Source organism: Aminobacter sp. 01T433 (assembly GCF_056398585.1).
The window spans coordinates 143,493-165,387 of record NZ_JBFTPR010000003.1; the positions used below are offsets into that span (position 1 = coordinate 143,493).

A 21,895-nucleotide genomic window follows, 5' to 3' on the forward strand; every position below is an offset into this window, starting at 1 on the left:
GCTGGTACCACGTCTTCGGTTCGATGAAAAGCACGTGATGAAGGCCAATCGACGCAGTTCACTACTGGAACGCATTGCCTAGACCTAACGTTATGCGAGTGAGGTCGACGGTTCTAACCGACTGGCCTTGAGAAGCGGCAGGTCCTGGCAGCGGACAGGCAGGCATATCCATGCTAACCCACCGATACGGCTGAGCCAGCGGCCGCTGTTGCAGACTTCAAGCCGGACACTTTCGTGAATAGAACCACGCCGCTGATCCTTGCCGTCGCCCTGTTCATGGAAAACATGGACTCGACGGTCATCGCAACCTCATTGCCCGCGATCGCCACCGACATCGGCACCAGCCCGATTGCGCTCAAGCTTGCGCTGACCGCCTATCTGGTTTCGCTCGCCATCTTCATCCCGATCAGTTCGTGGATGGCCGACCGCTTTGGCGCGAAGCTCGTCTTCCGCGTCGCAATCGCCGTGTTCATGCTGGGCTCCATCGCTTGCGCCATGTCAGACTCGCTGAGCGCGTTCGTGCTCGCCCGCTTCTTGCAAGGCATGGGCGGATCGATGATGACGCCCGTGGCGCGGCTCGTTCTGGTGCGCACGACGGAAAAGAGCGGACTGGTCGCGGCAATGGCAACGCTGACCATCCCTGCACTCGTCGGCCCATTGATCGGACCACCGGTCGGCGGCTTCATCACCACGTTCTTTTCCTGGCACTGGATCTTCCTGATCAACATTCCGATCGGTGTGATCGGCATCTGGCTGTCAGGGATCTTCCTGCCCGAGATACCGCCCGAAGCGACACGGCCTATCGACGTGCCCGGCTTCTTCCTGTCGGCCATCGCTGCATCAGGCGTGGTCTTTGGCCTGTCGGTGGTCAGCTTGCCGGCACTGCCGCCGGCCGTCGGTGCGATCACCATCGTCATCGGCGTGGTCGCCGGCCTGCTTTACGTCCGCCACGCGCGCAGCACACCCTACCCGCTGCTCGACCTCAATCTCTTCGCCAATCCGGTCTTCCGCACCGCCATCGTCGGCGGCTCATTGTTTCGCGTCGGCGTCGGCGCCGCACCATTCCTTTTGCCGCTGCTGTTTCAGCTCGGTTTCGGCCTGTCGCCGTTCCAGTCCGGCATGATTACCTTCGCCACAGCAGCAGGTGCGCTGTCGATGAAGTTCGTGGCGCCGAGGATCCTGAGGACAACGGGCTTTCGCAACGTTTTAGTGGTCGCGTCGGTCATGTCGGCCGGCCTGATGGCCGCCAACGCATTGTTCACCCCGCAAACGCCTTATCTGGCGATCCTGTCGGTGCTTTTCCTGGCCGGCTTCCTGCGCTCGCTGTTTTTCACTTCGTCGAACGCGCTGGTCTTTGCCGACATCGAGGCGTCCCAGAGCGGCCAGGCCACAGCCATTTCGGCAGTCGCCCAGCAGACTTCGGTCGCGTTGGGCGTGGCCATCGGTGGCGGTGCGCTCGAGATCTGGTCACTGGCCACTGGCCAGGCGATCGGCGGCGCGGGCTTCACCTTTGCGTTCCTGACGGTCGCCGTCATTTCGCTGCTGCCGGCTCTGATGTATGCGCGCATGGCACCCGATGCTGGCAATGCCATCTCGGGTCACCGCTTGGCGCGCAACACCGCAGACGAGCCGCAGCAACTATGAGGCGTCTGGCTCGGCCTTGCCCTTGAAGTCCTTGGCGAGCAGGTACAGTTCGGCCGATTCCTCACGCGACGCCGGCGGCTTGACGTGCTGGACGGTGCGGAAATTCTTCTTGAGCAGGTTCAAAAGGTCGGATTCTGTTCCGCCCTGAAACGTCTTGGCCAGGAAGTGCCCGCCGGGCTTGAGCACCGAAATGGCGAAATCAGCGGCGACCTCGCACAGATGCATGGTGCGGATATGATCCGTGCGGCGATGCCCGGTCGTCGGTGCCGCCATGTCGGACAGCACCAGGTCGGGCGCGCCGCCGAGCGCCTCAGACAGGCGTGCGGGCGCCACCTCGTCGAGGAAGTCCATCAGCAGGACAGGCGCGCCGGGCACCGGATCCATTTCGAGATAGTCGATACCCACGACATGCGGATTTTCCGCTGTCGAATTGGTGCGCGCGGCCGCCACCTGGCACCAGCCGCCAGGTGCCGCACCCAGATCGATGATCTTCATGCCAGGCTTGAGCAGATGATGCTTGTCGTCGATCTCGATCAGCTTGTAGGCCGCGCGCGATCTGAAGCCATCGGCCTTGGAACGCTGGACGTAAGGATCGTTCATGTGACGTTCGAGCCAGCGCCGCGACGATTCCTTGAGGCCGCGCTTCTTCTTGATCTTGGTGCGGAGCACGCGCGTGGCGCCCGCCGCTACTCCTGGTTTTGTCGGTTTCTTGGTCATATACGCTGTCCGTTCCGCCAGTTGCGGCGCCACACGCCGTCGTCGGCCATCAATTCGCTCAAAATGCCTTCACGCAAGCCGCGATCGGCGACGCGCAGTCTCTCCGATGGCCACACCGCGCGGATGGCCTCGAGGATAGCGCAGCCCGCCAAGACGAGGTCGGCCCGGTCGGCGCCGATGCAAGGGTTCGCCACGCGCTGGTTGAAGTCCCAGCCGAGCACCTTTTCGACCATCTGGTCGACGCTCGTGCCGTCCATCCACAGACCATCGACGCGGCGGCGGTCGTAGCGGTCGAGTTCGAGATGCACGCCGGCAAGCGTCGTTACCGTGCCCGACGTTCCCAGCAAATGGAACTTCGGGCTCGACACGATATGGCTGAGCCGGTCGCGCCCGTCAAACGCGCGCAAACGGGCAGCGACATCCTCGACCATGGCGGCAAAGATCTCGCGCGTTACCGTGCGGCCGCCGAAACGCTCAGCGAGCGAAACCACCCCCACCGGAAGCGAGGTCCACGAGACGATGTGATTCGCCAGGCGCGGCGAGCGGTGACGCGACACGTCGATCAGCGCGATCTCCGACGAACCGCCGCCAATGTCGAACAGCACCACGCCATCGGTATCGCGCTCGACCAGCGACCCACAGCCGGAAACGGCAAGCCGCGCCTCGGTCTGGCGGTCGATGATCTCGAGCTTCAGGCCAGCCTCGCGCTCGACGCGGTCAATGAACTCCGCACCATTTTCGGCCGAACGGCAGGCTTCGGTCGCGATCAGCCGCGCCTTCTTGATCTTGCGGTTGCGCAGCTTGTCGCTGCACACCTTGAGCGCTTCGACCGCGCGGTCCATCGCCGCCTGGCCGAGTCGTCCTGAGGACGTGAGCCCCTCGCCGAGCCGCACGATACGCGAAAACGCATCGATCACCCGGAACTGCCCGGGCCGGCCGGGCACGGCCACGAGCAGCCGGCAATTGTTGGTGCCGAGGTCGAGTGCGGCAAAAACCGGCAGCTCCGACGTCGGCACACGACGCGGCTGTTCGGCCTGCTCCTGCCTTGCGACCGGGCTCGGAATGGTTGGTTGGACGCTCGGTCGGGTCTGTAGCTGCGGACTGGCTAGCTCAGCCTGTGCACCATTGGACTGAACGCCATCACGCGCAAAAACCTTGCGTCCGCGACGGCGCTTGCGCCTTTTCCGGGTCTTTCCATTGTGTTGCGCAGCGTCCCCATTGCCGTGACCGTTGACCGGTCGCGCGGCGGCCTTACGGCCTTTTTGAGATCGGCCCGCGCCGTGAGGCGACGAAACATTCCCGGAGACACCCGCATCCGACGCACCAGCGACGGGATCGCGGTCCTTCACCTTGCAACTTCCTTCTAGCGCCGCGCGAACCGTTTCGGACGCTGCAGGCGCACTCATTTTGTGTTGCCGGCAGAGTATCAGCGCTGGGCGAGATCACCAAGGCCCGCTCGTGCGGAATTTTGGCCCGTCCCTCGCGCATGACCGACCACTTGCATCGAATACCGCAGCTCGGGTTGAAGTGCCGGCTTCAATGAGGCAAAGCTGAAAGACGACCCGGACATGCGAGCGGACGCATAGCCAACGCGAGGCACTGAAACGCCAGACAGGAAGGAGCGGGCAAGCGCTGCCGCATGAGAATCAAGGACTATATCTGGCCCGTCATCGGGCTCGCCGCCGTCGCCGTTTCTGCCTGGCTGCTCTATCATGAGTGGCGTGAAATCTCCCTAGACGATGTCTGGAGCGGCCTCACCGCCATCCCCCAGCATGGATGGATTCTTTCGGCCCTCAGTTCTATCGTCGCTTATGCCGCCCTTGCCGGCTACGACCACATAGCACTGCTGCATCTGGGCAAGCGCGTGTCATGGTTCTTCGTCACCGTCTGCTCCTTCACCACCTATGCGCTGTCGCACAACATTGGCGGCTCGGTGTTTTCAGGCGCTGTCATCCGCTATCGTGCTTACGCCACCAAGGGCCTCACTGGCCAGGAAGTGGGCATACTCGTCGGCATTTGCTGGTTCACCTTCGTGCTGTCGAGCGTGTTTGTCGGCGCCGTGGTGATTCTGCTCGAACCGGGCCTGCTCGACCGCTACACTGAAGGCAGCCACGAAGGCTGGTGGACGGCACTCGGCATCGCCATGCTGCTGTTCGTCAGCGCCTATGTGTTCGGCAGCTGGCTGCATCTCAAGCCACTCGCCATCCGCAATTTCCGCCTGCACTATCCGGCATTGCCGATCGTTGCGCGGCAGCTGACCATCGGCCCGCTGGAGATTCTCGCAGCTGCGGCGATCATCTACTTTGCGCTGCCTGCCGAGCACAATCCGGGCTATGTGATCGTGCTCGGCATCTTCCTTTTCTCCTTCGCCGTGGCGCAGGCTTCGCACGCGCCAGGCGGGCTCGGCGTGCTCGAAGTCGTCTTTCTCACCGGCCTTTCGGAAATGGATCCTGCAGCAGTACTGGCCGCACTCCTGGTATTCCGGCTTTTCTATCTCATCATCCCGCTCATCTTGGGCATCATCGCAGTGCTTGCCTTCGAGCATTCGCAGTTCGGACGCGGCGACAAGCAAGGCAAAGCCTGAAAACTGAAATTGCAGCACCGAACAGGGTTGACTATTTCCCGGCGGTGGCTACAAGGCGCGCACCGGCGGCGTTATCGAGATAGCGTCGCGGCCGAACCAAAAATCGGCCTGCTGGGGAATAGGTTAACGGTAGACCCACGGACTCTGACTCCGTTAGTCCTGGTTCGAATCCAGGTTCCCCAGCCATTATTTTTCAAATGAAATCAGCGACTTAGATACTCAGCACCGATCTGATTTGTGCTTTGCCATGTCGCATCATGTTGCAACTGACAATGGCTGATTTCCGGGGTTTTTGGCTAACCTCGGCCGCCTGACGCGACATGGTCAGTCGTGCACACGGCCTATGCCTCGCTTGATTTCCGAGGCTGCTCGCCCACACTCAGCAGCTACACGCGCCATAGAGCGCGACATGGGGTTCAAATTGAATGAATTCTGGGCAGCGCTGGCCGGTGCGGTCGTCGGCTCGCTAGTTAGCGGGGCCATGTCCGATGACCGGCATCGCCGTTTCGCGCACTGGCGCGACAAACGCCGCGCCAAGGCCGGTCACAGCCGGATTGATCGGCACCACCATGCCGGCATGTTGCGCCCGCTTGACGCGCGTCGCGTTGACGTCGCGGGCCCCAAAGTGCCATCTCCAAACACTGTCATTAGCTGCATCAAATTGGGCTCAGTTGTGCAGCTCGGGGGTTGGAAGCCCATACATCTTTCCAGCACTGGTCTCCCCTATTTCGCCAGGCGCTAGCGCTTGCTGTCAGGGCAGAGGTCGCCGATCTTTGGGCGGTGCAGCGCATGTGCCGAACATCCGGTTCAACAACCGTCACTTAATGACATCGTTGTTGAAGCGACGAGATTGCTTCGAGATGCCAGACTAGTGGCCGTTCAGGGGGAGGACGGGGAACCATCGGCGCACGCACGATTTGCTCGCGCTTCGAATCCAACGAGCCGGGAGGGGTCAATGGATTGGATTTTTCTTGCCGCAGTTTTTAGTGCTTCCAGCGCGGTGATCTGGGCGATGAATGCCTGAAGTTTCCCATGCCGGCAGCGGTAAACGCTTCCGGCGGCCTGGATGTAGTTCATCCCTCGCCCGTGGACTTGAACAAGGGCAGTAGGGAGGCGCGCAACTATGCCTCGGCGTACTCGCATGGAGCCGCCGCACAGATCGCGTATGCGCGCGAGCGTTTTCGACCATATTGCCGAAGTGGGCAGCGTTGGCATCAGACGGGCTGCCCGTGCCAGCCCCTGAAAGGAATGGCAGCGGGCAAGCCGTCAGCAGGTTGTGCGCGCCGGCAAGATCGTCGTCTCGGCCGCTAGGCCTATTTCTTCTTCGCGGCCACGCGCTTTTTCTTGGGCTCGACAGGTTTTAGGGCTTCTGCCGCCCGGTCAGCCTCGTCCTTGGCTAAGCGCAATTCTCGCAACCTAGCAGTCTTTGCGGCCCGAGCCTTGGCCTCGGATTGATAATCAGCCATGGCGCTGTTGCGCTCCGCTGTTTTCTTCTGCGCCTCATTTGAGCGAGACTGAGCTTTCTCCAGAAAATTTTCCATACCAAGATCCACTATTTGAAATCCTCATCGCATCGCGGAAATAAGATTCCACTGAATGTTAAATAAGGATTCTCCGCCAGAATTCAATTTTCCCGCGTATTATCGTTTGATCGGGCACTTCAACGTGCGCCCACTCACCCTAATTTTGAATGATTTTATACGATGTGGGAGAATTATTTCTCACCTATCGCCCAGAGCGCGCTCCGAAGCGAAAACGGAGGAGGACCGCCGCTATGCTCGTCTTCGCCGGGCGCCGGTTAGGGCCACCGGTCGAGAATGGCGAGCCGGTCGAAACCAGCCCGCCATCATTTTGCCTAGCGCGCGCGCAGGAAGTCCGGGATCCTGACCAGGATGATCTCGGCGAGCATCACTGTCACCGCGCCGACGACGATCGAATGGCCCAGCATTTCGGCCAGGATCTCAGGCAATCCGCCTGAAAGCGCGCCCGAAAGAGCGGGAATGCCAAGGCCAGCCATCAGGCCGAGCGGTGCGACCATGTTCTTCACCGGCGAGCCGCGATCCTGGCCCGCCATCTGGATGCCGGTCATGACGACAGTGGCTGCTGCCGGAAGGAAGAGGCCGCCTACGACGGCTGCGGGCGTCGCCACCAAAACAGCGGCGACCTTGGGCAGGAATGCCAGCGCGATGAAGATGATGCCGGTGACGCGCACCACGTGCCGGCTGGCAACCCCCGTCAGCCGGATGACACCAAGGTTCTGGGCGTAGGCAGTGGTGCCGAAGCCGCCGATGAGTGCGGCAAGCATCGAGCCGCCTGCCTCGCCGGCGATGCCAGCGTTGACGCGCCTGTCGGTCAGTTTGACGCCGGTCAGCTTGGCGGTCGCCTCATACATGCCCATGGCCTCGACCACGGCGACGACAAAGACGATGCACATGGTGATGGTGATCGCGGGATCGAAGGTCAGCGACCCGTAAGGCAGCAGCTTGGGGAAAGCGATCCAGGGCGCCTCTGCCACGCCGGAGAAGTCGAGCATGCCCAGGCATAGCGCCAGGATGTCGCCGACGATCAGCGCGATCAGGAAGCCAAACATGCGGCAAGTGCCACCAAGCGCAGCACTCACCAGCACCACCGCCGTGGTGACGCAGGCAAGCAGCAGGCTGGGAGCGGTGGCAAAACTAGGCGAGCCGATGCCGCCGAAGAACTCCATGAAGGTGAAGCCGGCGAGTGCGATGCCGACAAGGGTGATGATCGTGCCCGAGACTGCTGGCGACAGCAGGCGGCGGAGCCGGGCAAACTGGCCGAAGATCGCAGCCAGAAAGACCAGCCCCGCGCCGATGATCAGGCCCAGGCTCGCCGCCGACATCGTGCCTGCCTTGTAGTAGCCGATCGCCAGCGGCGAGAATGCCGAGGAAGGCCCCTGCACCACCGGCAGACGCACCAGTTTGGTGCTTTGGACGACGGTGACGATGCCTGCGGCCAGGAAGGTCGCGGTCACCAGATTTGTCGCCAAGGCGGCAGAGAAACCCGCCACTGAAGCGATGAAGATGGGGTCGAGCCAGGCGTTCGAGACGAGTGCCTGCTGAAGTCCCAAAGCAATGCGACGCTTGGCGGGGATGATCTCCTCGACATCCCCGACCGCGTTGTCGACAAATCGATGTTCCTGTTCGCCCAGATGGGCATCTACATATCCAGCCATGGTTTGAACTACCTCCTCCCAGAAGCATGAGCCGCATTCTGCGGCGTTCGGTGATTTGTGTGGGTCGTCAGGCTTCGAGGCACTGCATGCGTCTGGAGTGCCTGGAATGCTCGCGCAGCACGTCGGAAAGCTCGGGCATGACCGGCTGACCGTCCTCGACCAGTATCTTGCCGTTGACGATGGTGGTGCCGGCGGTTGCCGGTCCGCAACGAAGCCAGGCTTCGACCGGATCAGTGTGGGCGCCGGCAAGGGCGACATCGGACATATGCCACACGACTAGATCGGCGCAGGCGCCAGGCCTGAGATGACCGATCTCGTCTTCCCAGCCCAGGCAAGCCGCGCCGCCGCGCGTGGCAAGATCAAGCGCGTCGCGCGCCGACATCGAGTTCGGTCCGTTGCGGTAGCGACCGAGCAAAAGTGCGGTTCGTGCTTCCAGCCACATCGAGGCGTGGTCGGTGGACGCCGAACCGTCGCAGCCAAGGCCGACCCGCATGCCACGCTTTCGCAGGGCCATGACGTCAGCCGAACCGCCGCCGATCAGCATGTTTGAGCATGGGCACTGCGTCGCGCAGACGCCGGCATGGGCAAGGCGGCCGATCTCGGCGTCGCTGGGATAGATGAAATGCGCCACCCAAGAGCGTTTGCTTGCCCAGCCGACACGCTCGAAATATTCGGTCGGTGTGCAGCCATAGACCTCGGCGCAGTATTTATCCTCCTCGGGGTCCTCGGCGAGATGAGTGTGGAGCCTGAGATCGTATTTGTCGGCGAGGCGCGCCGATTCGGACATGATGCGTTCAGTCACCGAAAACAGCGAACACGGCGCCAGCGCCAGCCGCCTCATCGAGCCGGGCAACGCATCGTGGAACGTTTCGACGAGGCGGACGCTATCGTCGAGGATGTCGTCCTCGCGTTGGACGACCGATGCGGGCGGCAGGCCGCCATTTTCGACGGAGCGGGTCATCGAACCGCGCGTGGCGTAGAAGCGGAAACCGATGTCGGTGCCGGCACGGAACTGGGCGTCGATCAGCTTGGGCTTGGGATGGACATACATGTGGTCCATCGAGGTGGTGCAGCCGCCCATCAATAGTTCGGTCATGGCGATGTAGGTGGAAAGATAGACCGATTCTTCGGTGAGCCCGGCCCACAGCGGGTAGAGCCCGGTCAGCCACTCAAACAGCGAACCGTTGGTCACCGGCGCATAAGAGCGCGTCAGGTTTTGATACATGTGGTGGTGGGCGTTGATCAGCCCGGGAGTAACCAGCCGGCCACGTGCCGATATGGTCTTTTGGGCGACAGGCTCGTTGCCCGCCTTGCCCACCGAATGAATTCTCTTGTCTTTGACGGCTACCCAGCCGTTGGCGATTTCCCAGCCGCGATCGACATAAACATGTGCGTCGCGAACGAGCAGGTCTACGGACATGCAATTACTCCAGGTCGGTTCTCATTCAACTCGACGAAACTGCGGTTCAGCTTCGTCGCGCTATGAGCCCTGTCCCTGGAATTGCGAGTTCCGGATCGTCATCGACTGGTAGGTTGAGCGGGCTTGCTCTGATCATGCTCTTGGGACACCGGCTTGAACCACCTGTTCTCCCGCCCTGAGCGAACGCTCGCGCTTTCGCATCATCAGGCAGTGCCGATGCAATCGCACATTTGCCCATCTGTCAAATTATTTTCACATGAGGGAATCTGAAGGAGTGCATTCGCGGCGTTTGAGCGCTCAGGATGTTCCAGAGCGTGTCTTGAGAATCGCCGAAAAACGCGGATCAAAGGCACGGCTGATCGGTTCGGCGGCAGCACCGAGCGCGATCGACCACGGATCGGTGATGCCGAGTTGCAGGCGCGGCAGGGGCCGGGCCGGACGGGCGGCGATCGATGGCAGCAGCGGGTGCATGGTTTGCAGAAGCAGGCGTGCCAACGCCTCGGGTGCGCCGCTGGTCAAGATCACGGTCTGCGGGTCGAAGACGGTTTCGATGAGATGCACGCTCCAGCGCAGATCCTGGGCGGCAGCCTTCACCCAGGCAAGCAGTGCCGGGTCTTTTGCCAGGGCCAGCGCGCTGACATGGTCATAGAGATCGGGATCAGACGGATCGAGATCCAGATGTTGGTAGAGCGAGGCAAGCGATGCCCGGTGTTCGAGAACCGTTCCGTCGGTCGCGCGCGGCGACAGCAGCGCCATGCCGATCTCACCGGCGTTGCCGTTGCCGCCGCGATAGAGTTCGCCATTGAGGATGAGGCCGGCACCGATGCCATAGCCGACATAAAGGCAAACAGCGTGATCGAGACCGTTGGCGGCACCCACCATGCGTTCGGCGGTGGCGCAGGCAGCCGCGTCGTTTTGCAGGCCGACATCGAGCCCGGTGCCAACGGCAAGTGCTTCCAGCAGCGGAAATTTCTGCCAGGCCGGCATCGTCCACTTGTTGTCGCCGAATTCCTCCAGTCCGAAGGGACCGGGCATGGCGACACCAAGACCGACAAGGCGCTTTTCGGACTGGTCCGAAATCAGCACCAGCTCTGCTCTGATACCTTCGATCAGACCAAGGATGACCTTGACGCCGCCTATGGGATCGTCGGGCGGCAGGTTTGCCTGGGCGCGCGCCAAAACGGTTCCGACCAGATCGACGGCGATCGCGCGCGTCAGGTGACGGTCGATCTGCAAGCCGATGGCGAAAGCGCCTTCTGGAACGAGCCTGTAGGGCGTGGACGGCTGCCCCCTGCCCTTTCGCACCGCTTCAAGCGACTCGACGAACCCATCACGCTCAAGCTCGTCGATAATGTTGGAAACGGCCTGCTTGGTGAGCTGGGTCGCCCGCGCCAGGTCGGCGCGAGAAAGCGCCCCGTTGAGGCGCAATGCGTCGATCATGACACGGCGATTGTGGGCGCTCGTGCCTTCCTGATTGGTGCCGCTGGTGGCTCGGATCGGGCGAATATCGTGCACCGCTTTTTCCCCTCTTGACTCCAATAGATAATTGCAGAAGTAATAAGTCAAGTCAGTTGACTTAATAAGGAGCCGCGAGAGTTCCGGGGAAACAATGACGGCTGGAGCCGTTGCGCTTTTAGACCAGGACGCCGCTTGGGGAAGAACGCCGAGACCTTCGTGCGAGGCTTTTTTCAAGCGAGATGACGGCGCGTGACGCCGGCATGACAATTTTGCCAACGTTAGAAATTGCCAACGTCAGAAAATGGAGGATGAAATGTTGAAATCGTTTAGCCGAACACTGCTCGGTGCGGCTCTGATTGGCGGCGCCTTTGTGCCCCACGCTCTTGCCGAAACCTCGATCAATGCGCTGTTCATGGCGCAGGCCGCCTATAGCGAGGCCGATGTGCGGGCGATGGCCGAGGCCTTCACCAAGGCCAATCCCGACATCAAGGTCAATCTCGAGTTCGTCCCCTACGAGGGCCTGCACGACAAGACCGTGCTCGCGCAGGGCTCGGGCGGCGGCTACGACGTGGTGCTGTTCGACGTCATCTGGCCTGCCGAATATGCCTCCAACAAGGTGCTGGTCGACGTCTCCTCGCGCATCACCGACGACATGAAGAAGGGCGTTCTTCCCGGCGCCTGGACTACCGTCAACTATGACAGCAAGTCCTACGGCATGCCGTGGATTCTCGACACCAAATACCTGTTCTACAACAAGGAAATCCTGGAGAAGGCCGGCATCAAGAACCCGCCCAAGACCTGGGAAGAACTGGCTGAACAGGCCAAGATCATCAAGGACAAGGGCCTTTTGGCAACGCCGATTTCGTGGAGCTGGTCGCAGGCCGAAGCCGCTATCTGCGATTACACGACGCTGGTCAGTGCCTATGGCGGTGACTTTCTGAAAGACGGCAAGCCGGCCTTCCAGAGCGGCGGCGGGCTCGACGCGCTGAACTACATGGTGACCAGCTACACCTCCGGGCTGACCAACCCGAACTCCAAGGAGTTCCTCGAAGAAGACGTGCGCAAGGTCTTCCAGAACGGCGAAGCCGCCTTCGCGCTCAACTGGACCTACATGTACAACATGGCCAACGACCCCAAGGACAGCAAGGTCGCAGGCAAGGTCGGCGTCGTGCCCGCTCCCGGCGTTGCTGGCAAGAGCGAGGTTTCGGCCGTCAACGGTTCGATGGGTCTCGGCATCACCACGGCCAGCAAGCACCCTGACGAAGCGTGGAAGTTCATCACCTTCATGACCTCGCAGGCGACGCAGAACCAGTATGCCAAGCTGAGCTTGCCGATCTGGGCCTCGTCCTACGAAGACCCGGCCGTCACCAAGGGTCAGGAAGAGCTGATTGCCGCGGCAAAGCTCAGCCTGGCAGCGATGTATCCGCGCCCGACCACGCCGAAATATCAGGAGCTGTCGACGGCACTCCAGCAGGCCATTCAGGAATCGCTGCTCGGTCAGGCCAAGCCTGAAGACGCTTTGAAGAGCGCTGCCGAAAACAGCGGCCTCTGAGGCTCTGACTGCCCCAACTTTCCGGGCGGCTTCGGCCGCCCGGCCCCATCGGTTCCAGTAAAAAGAGTCGCCTCATGTCGGGCTCATGGATGACGACCCGCGCATGGCTGCTGATGCTGCCGTTGCTCGTGGTCATGATATCAGTCATCGGCTGGCCCCTCGTCGACACCGTGCGGCTTTCCTTCACCGACGCCAAGCTTGTCGGCACCGAGGGCAATTTCGTCGGTTTCGACAACTACGCCAAGATGCTCTCCGGCTCGAATTTCCAGCGCACGCTGGTAACCACGACCTGGTTCGCGGCCATTTCCGTCGCCGCCGAGATGGTCCTGGGGGTTCTTGCGGCGCTGTTGCTCAATCAGCAGTTTCGTGGGCGAGCGTTGCTTCGGGCCTTGATGATCCTGCCTTGGGCTTTGCCGACGGTGGTCAACGCAACGCTGTGGCGGCTGATCTACAATCCCGAATATGGCGCGCTGAACGCAGCGCTGACGCAGATCGGCCTGCTTGATGCCTACCGTTCGTGGCTCGGCGAACCCAATACGGCGCTCGCAGCACTTATCGTTGCCGATTGCTGGAAGAATTTCCCGCTTGTGGCACTCATTGCGCTGGCCGCACTGCAGGCCGTTCCGCGCGACATCACGGCGGCATCGCTGGTCGACGGCGCAGGCGCCTTCTCACGCTTCCGCTTTGTCATTCTGCCTTATCTCGTCGGACCATTGATGGTGGCATTGGTGCTGCGCACCATCGAAGCGTTCAAGGTCTTCGACATCATCTGGGTGATGACCCGAGGCGGACCCGCAAACTCGACGCGAACGCTATCGATACTCGTCTACCAGGAGGCGTTCTCGTTCCAGCGCGCCGGCTCCGGCGCGTCGCTGGCGCTGATCGTCACTTTGCTGGTGACGGTGCTGGCCGTCGCCTATGCCGCCTTGGTCAGGAAAGCTGCGGGGAGTACCAGCTGATGGAACGCAAGAGCCCGCTTTTCACCATCTTCATCTACGGCTCGGCACTTCTGTTGGCCGCAGTGATCCTTGCGCCCGTGCTGTGGATGTTCGTCATGAGCATCTCACCGGCTGCAGATCTTTCGGCAAAACCCTTGCGCTGGTGGCCGCAGGAGGTCGACTTCTCACGCTACCGCATGCTTTTGTCGACCGTGGAAAACAGCGCGGGTGCAGCCTTTGTCGCCTCGCTCTACAACAGCATCAGGATTGCCGGCATGGCGACGATCGCCGCGATCGCGCTCGCCATCCCGGCTGGCTGGGCGGTGTCGCGCACACCGACTGTGGGCTGGTCGCTGTCCATGGTGATCGCCACCTACATGCTGCCGCCGGTGGCGCTCGCCGTGCCCCTCTACATGGGCCTGTCTTACCTCGGCCTGCTCAACAACATCTACGGCCTGGCACTGGTCTATCTGACCATCTTGGCCCCATTCACCACCTGGCTGATGAAATCGGGCTTCGATTCGATCCCGCGCGAAATCGAGGCAGCGGCGATGATCGACGGCGCCAGCCTGTTCCAGACCCTGCGCATCATCACCTTGCCGCTCGCCGCACCTGTGATGGCGACGTCGGCGCTGTTTGCATTGCTGCTTGCCTGGGACGAATTCTTCTACGCGCTGCTGTTCACTTCCGACCTGCGCGCCAAGACGTTGACGGTTGCCATTGCCGACCTCGCTGGCGGCCGTGTCTCCGACTACGGCCTGATCGCCACCGCGGGCGTTTTGGCAGCACTGCCGCCCGTGCTGATCGGTCTCGTCATGCAGCGCGCCCTGATCTCGGGCCTGACCAGTGGCGGCGTGAAAGGATGACCATGACCACACAGAAGCCAAGGCCTACCGGCCTCGTTGCGATTGACCGCGAGATGGCACGCCAGCACGGCGACGCACTGGCCTCGTTCGCCGAAAATTCCGAGATGGCGGCCAAGGTCGCCGCATCGCTTGCAACGACCGGCCAACTGCTCCTGCTCGGCATGGGCGGCTCGCATGCTGTCGGCCGCGCCGTCGAGCCACTCTATCGCGCGCTCGGCATCGATGCCATCGCCCTGCCCCTGTCAGAGCAACTCGGTCAGCCGCTTATGCTCGATGACCGCACAGTGCTGATGACTTCGCAATCTGGCGAAAGTGCCGAGGTCGTGCGCTGGTTCGCGGAAACGGGCGGCAACGCCGAAACCTTTGGATTGACGCTCGAAGCCGGCTCGTTTTTGGCCCGTACGGCACCATCGTTGGTCGGCGTTGGCGGCACCGAGCTTGCCTTCGCCGCAACCCGCAGCCTGACCGTCACCTTCGCACTTCACCTTGCCATACTGGCCGCGTTGGGCGAGCACCCAAGTGGCGCGCTCGTAGCACTCCAGGTGCCTGAGGTCGTCGATATCGGTGCAGCACTCTCGGCGCTGGAAAACGTCGCGACCGTCGTTACCTCGGGCCGTCGCCTGCAAGGCGTCGCCGAAGCGCTTGCGCTTGGCCTGACCGAGCTGTCGCGGCGCCCATGCTTTTCCCTCGAAGGCGGGCAGCTACGCCACGGGCCGATGGAAATGCTCGGCCCTGACATCGGCGTCGTGCTGTTTCGAGGCCAAGATGCGACCGCCCCTCTCGTCACCGCCATGGCCGTGTCAGCTGTCGCAACCGGCGCTCCGGTCGTCATCTTCGACTCGTCGGGCGAAGCACCCGTTGCGGGCGCAACAACACTTGCCTTCAAACCGGCCACTGGAATGGCTGCGATCTTTGCAATGCTGCCGACGGCACAGCGCCTGATGATCGCTTTCGCCGATGCCCGCGTCGACAACGCCGGCACGCCGGTGCGCTCGACCAAAATCACGCGGAGCGAGTGAATGCGCCCGCTTGCGGTCATCGGCAACGTCAATGTCGACCTCATTTTGGGGCCGACTGCCCCCTGGCCCAAGGCGGGCACGGAGATCATCGTCGACCACGACGAACTGCGCGTCGGCGGCCAGGCGGGGAACTCGGCGCTTGCCTGGGAAGCGCTCGGCATCGACTTCGAGATCGCCGCCAATGTCGGAAACGACCAGTTCGGCCTGTGGCTGCGCGATGCCTTTGGTGATCGCGCCACAAAATGGGCCGTCTGCGCCGAGCGTACGACGCTGTCAGTCGGCATCACCCATCCCGATGGCGAGCGCACGTTCTTCACCACGCATGGCCACCTGCCCCGCTTCAGCCTCGCCGATGTGCTTTCCGTTCTCGATGGAAAGCGGCTTGCGGGCGGCTACGCGCTGTTGTGCGGCTCATTCCTGACCACAGACCTTGCGCGCGAATACGATACCTTCTTCGACTGGGCGCATGGCCACGGCATCTCAGTCGTCCTCGACACCGGCTGGCCACCCGACGGCTGGACCGAGGCGAACTGCGCTTTGGCGCGCGCCTGGCTTGCACGCTGCGACTGCGCGCTTCTGAACGAGGTCGAGGCGACCACGCTTTCCGGCCTCGACAATTCGGCCGAAGCAGCCGCCGCACTTTGGTCCAGCATGCCCAAAGGTGCGATCGTGGTGGTCAAATGCGGGCCTGACGGCGCCATCGCAATTGGCCCCGACGGCAAGCTGGTCTCGGCTGCGGCGCCTGCCGTGAAGGTCGTCGATACCATCGGTGCCGGCGACGTCTTCAACTCGGCCTTCCTTGCGGCCCTCGCCAAGGACCAGCCCCTCGTCGCTTGCCTGACAGCTGGCGTACAGGTCGCCTCACGGGCCATTTCCACCTTGCCCCGCAGCTATGGCGGGTTGCCGGACTTTAGGGACGACGTTGCATGAGTGCGCTTGAAATCCAGAATATTCGCAAAAGCTACGGGGCGGTCGAGACGCTGAAGGGCATCGACATCGCACTTCAGAGCGGCGAGTTCCTGGTGCTGCTCGGCTCGTCGGGCTGCGGAAAGTCGACGCTGCTCAACATCATCGCAGGGCTGGCAGAGGCGACGAGCGGAGATATCCGGATCGGCGACCGCTCGATCCTCGGCGTCCATCCCAAGGACCGCGACATCGCCATGGTGTTCCAGTCCTACGCGCTTTACCCCAATCTCAGTGTCCGCCGGAACATCGGTTTCGGCCTCGAGATGCGTAAGGTCCCCACCGCCGCGCGCGAGAAAGCCGTGCAGGAGGCAGCCAGGCTGTTGCAGATCGAGCCCTTGCTCGACCGCAAGCCGAGCCAGCTCTCAGGCGGGCAACGCCAGCGCGTCGCCATCGGCCGGGCACTGGTGCGCAAACCGCAAGTGTTCCTGTTCGACGAGCCGCTGTCCAATCTCGACGCCAAGCTGCGGCTCGAAATGCGCACCGAACTGAAGCGCCTGCACCAGATGCTGAAGACGACGGTGGTCTATGTCACCCACGACCAGATCGAGGCGATGACGCTGGCGACCCGCATCGCGGTGATGAAGGACGGACGCATCGAGCAGCTCGGCACGCCCGAGGAGATCTACAACCATCCTGCCACACTCTATGTCGCCGGCTTCGTCGGCTCCCCGCCGATGAACATCCTCGATGTCACCTTGCGCAATGGCAAGCTCGAGATCGCCGGCTCCGATGTGGCGGTCCCATTGCCGGCTCGCTATCTAGGTTCGGTCGACGATGGCGCATCGCTGTCGCTTGGAATACGACCAGAATCCCTTCGCCTCGCTGCCGCAGATGTGACCGGACTCTCGCTGCCGGCGCGGATCGAGGTCGTCGAATTGACCGGTCCGGAGCTGGTCGCGACAGCCCGCATCGGCGGGCAGAAACTGATCGCTTGCCTGCCGCCACGGGTCCGTCTCAGCGAAGGTGAAAGCTGCACATTTGCCTTGGACGAAGATGCGTTGCATCTTTTCGATCCAAGGACTGGCGTGGCGTGCAAAGCATCGGTCTAAGAAGCCGAAGTCGGTTCGCACGCCCCCAATTCCTCTACAAAATCGCGAAACTGCTTCTAACAGAATTGGCCGTCTGGCCTCTTGTGCCGGCAAAGCAACGGGCAGAAGTTAGCCCGGTTTGCACAGGCAATGATGCCTTGCGTCAAACGATCAGTCATCGCCGGCTTGGGATGGACACGCTGGCACAGCGTCAAAGCCGACGGGTGTGAGGGACAGCAGCGTTCGGCAAGACCATTGGTTTTGATCCGTGGACAACGGGTCACATCTTGGTTCTGCGCGGCTGCCGCACGCCGCATGGGAGGAAGCAAAGAGTGTTCGAGAAGTTTTTCAACCTGAAGGAACAAGGCACGTCGGTGCGAACCGAGGTGATCGCCGGCATCACCACGTTCCTGACGATGTCCTACATCATCTTCGTCAATCCCGAGATCCTGTCGTCGACCGGCATGGATCGCAACGCCGTGTTCGTGGCGACCTGTCTTGCCGCAGCGCTCGGCTCGCTGATCATGGGCCTGGTGGCCAAATGGCCGATCGGCATGGCGCCGGGCATGGGCCTCAACGCCTTCTTCGCCTTCACCGTCGTCGGAGCCATGGGCTTTTCCTGGCAGCAGGCGCTGGGTGCGGTGTTCATCTCGGGCGTCATCTTCCTGCTGCTCACCGTCACCGGCGTTCGCAGCTGGCTGATCGCCGGCATCCCGCATTCGATGCGTAGCGCGATCGCTGCCGGTATCGGCCTGTTCCTCGGCATCATCGCGCTGAAAAGCTCGGGCATCGTCGTTGCCACCCCGGCAACGCTGGTAACGCTCGGCGACCTCAGCCAAACCGGGACGCTTCTGGCGATTGCCGGCTTCTTCATCATCGCCGCGCTTGATGCTCTCAAAGTTCGCGGGGCAATCCTGATCGGCATTCTGGTGATCACCATCGCCTCGATGGCGCTCGGCGTCAGCCAGTTCAACGGCATCGTCTCGATGCCGCCCTCCATCCTGCCGACCTTCCTGCAGCTCGACATCGTCGGCGCCATGCATTCGGGCCTGGTGCATGTCATCCTGGTGTTCGTGCTGGTCGAAGTGTTCGACGCCACCGGCACGCTGATCGGCGTTGCCAAGCGCGCCGGATTGATCGAGCCGGGCAAGCCCAATCGCCTCGGCCGCGCGCTTTTGGCCGACAGCACGGCGATCGTCGCAGGTTCCTTGCTCGGCACTAGCAGCACCACCGCCTATGTCGAAAGCGCCTCGGGTGTTCAGGCAGGCGGCCGCACCGGCCTCACCGCACTGGTCATCGGCGTGCTGTTTCTGGCAGCACTGTTCTTCTCGCCGCTGGCAGGCTCGGTGCCCGCCTATGCGACGGCCCCGGCCCTGCTCTACGTCGCCTGTCTGATGATGCGCGAGCTCGTCGAGGTCGAATGGGCTGACATCACCGAGGCAGCGCCCGCCGCGCTGACCGCTTTGATGATGCCGTTCACCTACTCGATCGCCAATGGTCTGGCGTTCGGCTTCGTCAGCTATGCGGCGCTGAAGCTTCTGACCGGACGCCCCGGAGAAGTGCACGCGGCGACCTGGCTGGTGGCAGCGCTGTTCATCATCCGCTTCGCTTTCTTCGCTTAAAGCGCCAGCCTGGCGCTCGCGCTGCGAGCAAATGCCGCCGGGGGTTGCGAATGCAGCCTCCGGCGGCGTTGTTTCGGATCAGCGGTTTCTCGCAGCTACTTGGGTGCGGCAGCAACGGTTTCGCCCGGCGGCAAGATCCTGAACGTGAAGGTCGATACCTTCTCGCCCGGTTTGAAGGGCCCGGGAACCGCGTTTTTGACTGGCTTGATGCTCTGGAGGAATGCCGCTATTGCGCCCGCATCCTCTGGGGTGAGTTGCGCGAAGGCATGCCAGGGCATGATGGGCGCGAGTTCGCGACCGTCCGGCCGTTGACCGGTCTGGATCGCCGTGACGATCTGCTTGGTCGTCCATTTGCCGATACCGGTTTCCTCGTCAGGCGTGATGTTGCGGCCGACGAAGACCCCCAGCCCCGGAATCTCGAAGCCGACGTCCGAGCCACCCAGAAATTTCGTATCATCGGGATTGCCGAAGAAATAACCTGGCGTGTGGCAGTCGTTGCAACCGCTCATTGTCGCGAGATATTTGCCCCGCGCCACTTGCGCGCTGTCGGCGATCGGAGCCGCGGATGCGGAGGCCGCCAGAGCTAGGAATGCAAATCCAACCGACGTTCGAAACATCGCTTCACCTCATCGCTGTGCCTGTTTGTGATCCCCTCGCATCCCGCCCGTAACCAAACTCTCGCACCGCAAGAGTTCAGTGACCAGAGGCTGTCGGATAAGCTATTGGAGCTATATCCGCGGACTTGGGCGCCTCTGGCACCTGACGGCACATGCGGCGCTTTTTGTTACGAAAAATCAACTTGACCGCGAATTGATGCAGCGCAATATACCGCCTGCCGGCAACAGGTGCCGGCGTGAACTCAGGATAGCTCCGTTTATGGACAGTTCCAGCCGATCTAGCATCAGCCTGCTCGCTGCGACGCCGCGAACCTGACCATCCGCGTCCGGTTCACCTCGTCCACGCCGGCAGGCACAGGACAAGAGGTGAAACCATGCGGGCGCCCATCTTCCGCATCCGACAACCCGCTCTCAGGTCTGCAGACCGTGGAGATCGAATAAGGCGCTGACACTGCTGCTCACGCGGCAGTCGCCGGTCGCGCTTTGGCGCGGCCCTGCTTTTATTCGATAATCGGGTTGTCAGACCATGACCATGCATCATCCGGCCCTCGAGGCCGGCCGGCGGCGGCGCTACGTCCCAAATCTCTGGGATGCGCTGGCCTTCGGCCTGCTCTTCGGCACGCTTATTCTCATCATCCAAGGTGGGCGCGACACGCTCGCCCCACTCGCAGCGCTTGACCAGGCGCCCATCTCGCTCGATCCGGCAATGCTGCCGGAATACGCGCTTCGCACCACCATGCGCATGCTGGCGGCGATCGTCGCATCGCTCGTCTTCACCTTCGCCTATGGCGCGCTGGCAGCCAAAAGCCGCCGCGCCGAAATGGTGCTTATCCCCTTGCTCGACATCCTCCAGTCGGTGCCGGTGCTGGGCTTCCTGTCGTTCACTGTCGTTGGCTTCATGGCACTGTTTCCGGGCCGAGTGCTCGGCGTCGAGCTCGCGGCGATCTTCGCCATCTTCACCAGCCAGGCCTGGAACATGACCTTCAGCTTCTACCAGTCGCTGAAGACAGTACCCGCCGACCTCGACGAGGCATCGCGCAGCTTCCGGCTCTCCGGCTGGCAGCGCTTCTGGCGCCTCGAAGTGCCCTACTCGATGCCGGGTCTCGTCTGGAACACCATGATGTCGATGTCCGGCGGCTGGTTCTTCGTGGTCGCCTCCGAAGCGATATCGGTCGGCAACACCACGATCACCCTGCCCGGCATCGGCTCTTACGTGGCCCTTGCCATCGGGCAACAAAACCTCGCGGCGGTCGGCTGGGCGGTCATCGCCATGCTCATCGTCATCTTGATCTACGATCAGCTGCTGTTTCGGCCCCTGGTCGCCTGGGGCGACAAGTTCCGCGTCGAGCAGACGGCCAGCGGCACGGCACCGCATTCGTGGCTGCTGGTCGCGGTGCGCCGGACGCGGCTGTTTCAGATCCTGCTCACCCCATTGAGGTGGGCGCTCGGCTCCCTGCCGCGCCAGCGCTTCGCCTTGCCTGTCGTACCGGGCGAGGTTGGCGCGTTCTGGTCGACACGCTGGGCCGATCGTATCTGGTTCGCGCTTGTGCTTGGGGCAGCCGCCTACACGATCTGGCTGATCGTCGGCTTCATCGCGACCGAGCTGGCCTGGGCGGAAGTCGGCGAGGTCGTGTGGCTCGGCACCCTGACGATGCTGCGGGTGATCGTGCTGATGGCGCTCGCGACCTTGATCTGGGTGCCGATCGGCGTCTGGATCGGCCTCAGGCCGCGTGTCGCCGAGCGGGTACAGCCGCTGGCGCAGTTCCTGGCTGCCTTCCCCGCCAACATCGTCTTTCCATTCGCTGTCGTTGCGATCGTCAAATTTGGTCTCAACCCAAACATCTGGCTGTCGCCGCTGATGGTGCTCGGCACCCAGTGGTACATCCTGTTCAATGTGATTGCCGGGGCGAGCGCCTTTCCCAACGACCTCAAGGAAGCGGCGGCCACGTTCCGCATCAAAGGCTGGTACTGGTGGCGCAAGGTCATACTGCCGGGGATTTTTCCGTACTACGTCACCGGCGCGATCACCGCGAGCGGCGGTTCGTGGAACGCCTCCATCGTCGCCGAAGTGGCAAGCTGGGGCAGCACCACGCTGCGGGCCAACGGCCTTGGTGCCTATATCGCCGAGGCGACTGCCGCCGGCGACTACCCGCGCATCGTGCTCGGCATCGCCGTGATGTCGCTGTTTGTCATCCTGTTCAACCGGCTGGTGTGGCGTCCGCTTTATGCCTTCTCCGCCAAGCGTCTCCGCCTCGATTGAGGAAAGGA

The 21,895-nt window shown here is 62.3% G+C and carries 17 protein-coding genes and 1 tRNA gene; 11 read left to right on the plus strand and 7 right to left on the minus strand.

Annotation, left to right across the window (positions count from 1 at the left end):
- Positions 1-234 precede the first annotated feature (234 nt).
- A complete protein-coding gene (locus AC1DLV_RS06010) occupies positions 235-1,644 on the plus strand; it encodes an MFS transporter (RefSeq protein ID WP_476798647.1) in 1,410 nt (469 codons plus the stop codon).
- Here AC1DLV_RS06010 and AC1DLV_RS06015 read toward each other — a convergent pair.
- Entirely contained in the window at positions 1,639-2,361 is a 723-nt protein-coding gene (locus tag AC1DLV_RS06015; RefSeq protein WP_476798648.1) for an RlmE family RNA methyltransferase, read from the minus strand. The two genes, AC1DLV_RS06010 and AC1DLV_RS06015, sit on opposite strands and share 6 nt — an antisense overlap.
- Positions 2,358-3,710 (minus strand): Ppx/GppA phosphatase family protein, encoded by a 1,353-nt coding sequence (locus AC1DLV_RS06020; RefSeq protein ID WP_476798649.1) that lies wholly within the window; start codon positions 3,708-3,710, stop codon positions 2,358-2,360. Before AC1DLV_RS06020 ends, AC1DLV_RS06015 begins: the two co-directional genes overlap by 4 nt.
- Before the next feature lie 290 nt (positions 3,711-4,000).
- On the opposite strand from AC1DLV_RS06020, the gene AC1DLV_RS06025 reads away from it, so the two are divergent.
- Both AC1DLV_RS06025 and AC1DLV_RS06030 read left to right on the plus strand, forming a co-directional pair.
- Complete coding sequence (locus AC1DLV_RS06025; protein ID WP_476798650.1) at positions 4,001-4,945, plus strand: lysylphosphatidylglycerol synthase transmembrane domain-containing protein; 945 nt, start codon at positions 4,001-4,003, stop codon at positions 4,943-4,945.
- Positions 4,946-5,057: 112 nt separating this feature from the next.
- Positions 5,058-5,131: transfer RNA gene (locus tag AC1DLV_RS06030), tRNA-Gln, on the plus strand.
- Between the two features lie 1,127 nt (positions 5,132-6,258).
- Here AC1DLV_RS06030 and AC1DLV_RS06035 read toward each other — a convergent pair.
- From AC1DLV_RS06035 to AC1DLV_RS06050, 4 genes are all read right to left on the minus strand, one after another.
- Complete coding sequence (locus AC1DLV_RS06035; protein ID WP_476798651.1) at positions 6,259-6,486, minus strand: hypothetical protein; 228 nt, start codon at positions 6,484-6,486, stop codon at positions 6,259-6,261.
- A 314-nt stretch (positions 6,487-6,800) separates the two neighbouring features.
- Positions 6,801-8,141 carry a uracil-xanthine permease family protein gene (locus tag AC1DLV_RS06040; RefSeq protein WP_476798652.1) on the minus strand — a complete coding sequence of 447 codons (1,341 nt, stop codon included), beginning with the start codon at positions 8,139-8,141 and terminating at the stop codon, positions 6,801-6,803.
- Between the two features lie 67 nt (positions 8,142-8,208).
- On the minus strand, positions 8,209-9,561 hold the full coding sequence (locus tag AC1DLV_RS06045; protein ID WP_476798653.1) for an 8-oxoguanine deaminase: 1,353 nt from the start codon (positions 9,559-9,561) through the stop codon (positions 8,209-8,211).
- 297 nt (positions 9,562-9,858) lie between these two features.
- On the minus strand, positions 9,859-11,076 hold the full coding sequence (locus AC1DLV_RS06050; RefSeq protein WP_476798654.1) for an ROK family protein: 1,218 nt from the start codon (positions 11,074-11,076) through the stop codon (positions 9,859-9,861).
- Positions 11,077-11,332: 256 nt separating this feature from the next.
- Here AC1DLV_RS06050 and AC1DLV_RS06055 point away from each other — a divergent pair, with 256 nt between their 5' ends.
- The 7 genes from AC1DLV_RS06055 to AC1DLV_RS06085 all read left to right on the plus strand — a co-directional run bounded on the left by AC1DLV_RS06055 (position 11,333) and on the right by AC1DLV_RS06085 (position 19,010).
- A complete protein-coding gene (locus AC1DLV_RS06055) occupies positions 11,333-12,571 on the plus strand; it encodes an extracellular solute-binding protein (RefSeq protein WP_476788616.1) in 1,239 nt (412 codons plus the stop codon).
- A 74-nt stretch (positions 12,572-12,645) separates the two neighbouring features.
- Positions 12,646-13,530, plus strand: a complete 885-nt coding sequence (locus AC1DLV_RS06060) for a carbohydrate ABC transporter permease (protein WP_476798655.1) — start codon at positions 12,646-12,648, stop codon at positions 13,528-13,530.
- Entirely contained in the window at positions 13,530-14,375 is an 846-nt protein-coding gene (locus AC1DLV_RS06065; protein ID WP_476798656.1) for a carbohydrate ABC transporter permease, read from the plus strand. Before AC1DLV_RS06060 ends, AC1DLV_RS06065 begins: the two co-directional genes overlap by 1 nt.
- Positions 14,376-14,377: 2 nt before the next feature.
- Entirely contained in the window at positions 14,378-15,394 is a 1,017-nt protein-coding gene (locus AC1DLV_RS06070; protein WP_476798657.1) for an SIS domain-containing protein, read from the plus strand.
- Complete coding sequence (locus AC1DLV_RS06075; RefSeq protein WP_476798658.1) at positions 15,395-16,324, plus strand: PfkB family carbohydrate kinase; 930 nt, start codon at positions 15,395-15,397, stop codon at positions 16,322-16,324. It abuts the gene before it with no gap.
- Positions 16,321-17,409: an ABC transporter ATP-binding protein gene (locus tag AC1DLV_RS06080; RefSeq protein ID WP_476798659.1), complete on the plus strand. Its 1,089-nt coding sequence runs from the start codon at positions 16,321-16,323 to the stop codon at positions 17,407-17,409. The genes AC1DLV_RS06075 and AC1DLV_RS06080 overlap by 4 nt, the downstream gene beginning before the upstream one ends.
- 311 nt (positions 17,410-17,720) lie before the next feature.
- Complete coding sequence (locus tag AC1DLV_RS06085; RefSeq protein ID WP_476798660.1) at positions 17,721-19,010, plus strand: NCS2 family permease; 1,290 nt, start codon at positions 17,721-17,723, stop codon at positions 19,008-19,010.
- 95 nt (positions 19,011-19,105) lie between these two features.
- Here AC1DLV_RS06085 and AC1DLV_RS06090 read toward each other — a convergent pair whose 3' ends face one another.
- Positions 19,106-19,627: a c-type cytochrome gene (locus tag AC1DLV_RS06090; protein ID WP_476798661.1), complete on the minus strand. Its 522-nt coding sequence runs from the start codon at positions 19,625-19,627 to the stop codon at positions 19,106-19,108.
- A gap of 526 nt (positions 19,628-20,153) precedes the next feature.
- Here AC1DLV_RS06090 and AC1DLV_RS06095 point away from each other — a divergent pair.
- Positions 20,154-21,887 carry an ABC transporter permease gene (locus AC1DLV_RS06095; protein ID WP_476798662.1) on the plus strand — a complete coding sequence of 578 codons (1,734 nt, stop codon included), beginning with the start codon at positions 20,154-20,156 and terminating at the stop codon, positions 21,885-21,887.
- Positions 21,888-21,895: the final 8 nt, after the last annotated feature.

Excerpts from the sequence above, each read along its gene's own strand:
- AC1DLV_RS06015 (WP_476798648.1), bottom strand. The coding sequence starts at position 2,361 with ATGACCAAGAAACCGACAAAACCAGGAGTAGCGGCGGGCGCCACGCGC.
- AC1DLV_RS06025 (WP_476798650.1), top strand. The coding sequence starts at position 4,001 with ATGAGAATCAAGGACTATATCTGGCCCGTCATCGGGCTCGCCGCCGTC.
- AC1DLV_RS06035 (WP_476798651.1), bottom strand. The coding sequence starts at position 6,486 with ATGGAAAATTTTCTGGAGAAAGCTCAGTCTCGCTCAAATGAGGCGCAG.
- AC1DLV_RS06040 (WP_476798652.1), bottom strand. The coding sequence starts at position 8,141 with ATGGCTGGATATGTAGATGCCCATCTGGGCGAACAGGAACATCGATTT.
- AC1DLV_RS06045 (WP_476798653.1), bottom strand. The coding sequence starts at position 9,561 with ATGTCCGTAGACCTGCTCGTTCGCGACGCACATGTTTATGTCGATCGC.
- AC1DLV_RS06055 (WP_476788616.1), top strand. The coding sequence starts at position 11,333 with ATGTTGAAATCGTTTAGCCGAACACTGCTCGGTGCGGCTCTGATTGGC.
- AC1DLV_RS06060 (WP_476798655.1), top strand. The coding sequence starts at position 12,646 with ATGTCGGGCTCATGGATGACGACCCGCGCATGGCTGCTGATGCTGCCG.
- AC1DLV_RS06065 (WP_476798656.1), top strand. The coding sequence starts at position 13,530 with ATGGAACGCAAGAGCCCGCTTTTCACCATCTTCATCTACGGCTCGGCA.
- AC1DLV_RS06070 (WP_476798657.1), top strand. The coding sequence starts at position 14,378 with ATGACCACACAGAAGCCAAGGCCTACCGGCCTCGTTGCGATTGACCGC.
- AC1DLV_RS06075 (WP_476798658.1), top strand. The coding sequence starts at position 15,395 with ATGCGCCCGCTTGCGGTCATCGGCAACGTCAATGTCGACCTCATTTTG.
- AC1DLV_RS06080 (WP_476798659.1), top strand. The coding sequence starts at position 16,321 with ATGAGTGCGCTTGAAATCCAGAATATTCGCAAAAGCTACGGGGCGGTC.
- AC1DLV_RS06090 (WP_476798661.1), bottom strand. The coding sequence starts at position 19,627 with ATGTTTCGAACGTCGGTTGGATTTGCATTCCTAGCTCTGGCGGCCTCC.
- AC1DLV_RS06095 (WP_476798662.1), top strand. The coding sequence starts at position 20,154 with ATGACCATGCATCATCCGGCCCTCGAGGCCGGCCGGCGGCGGCGCTAC.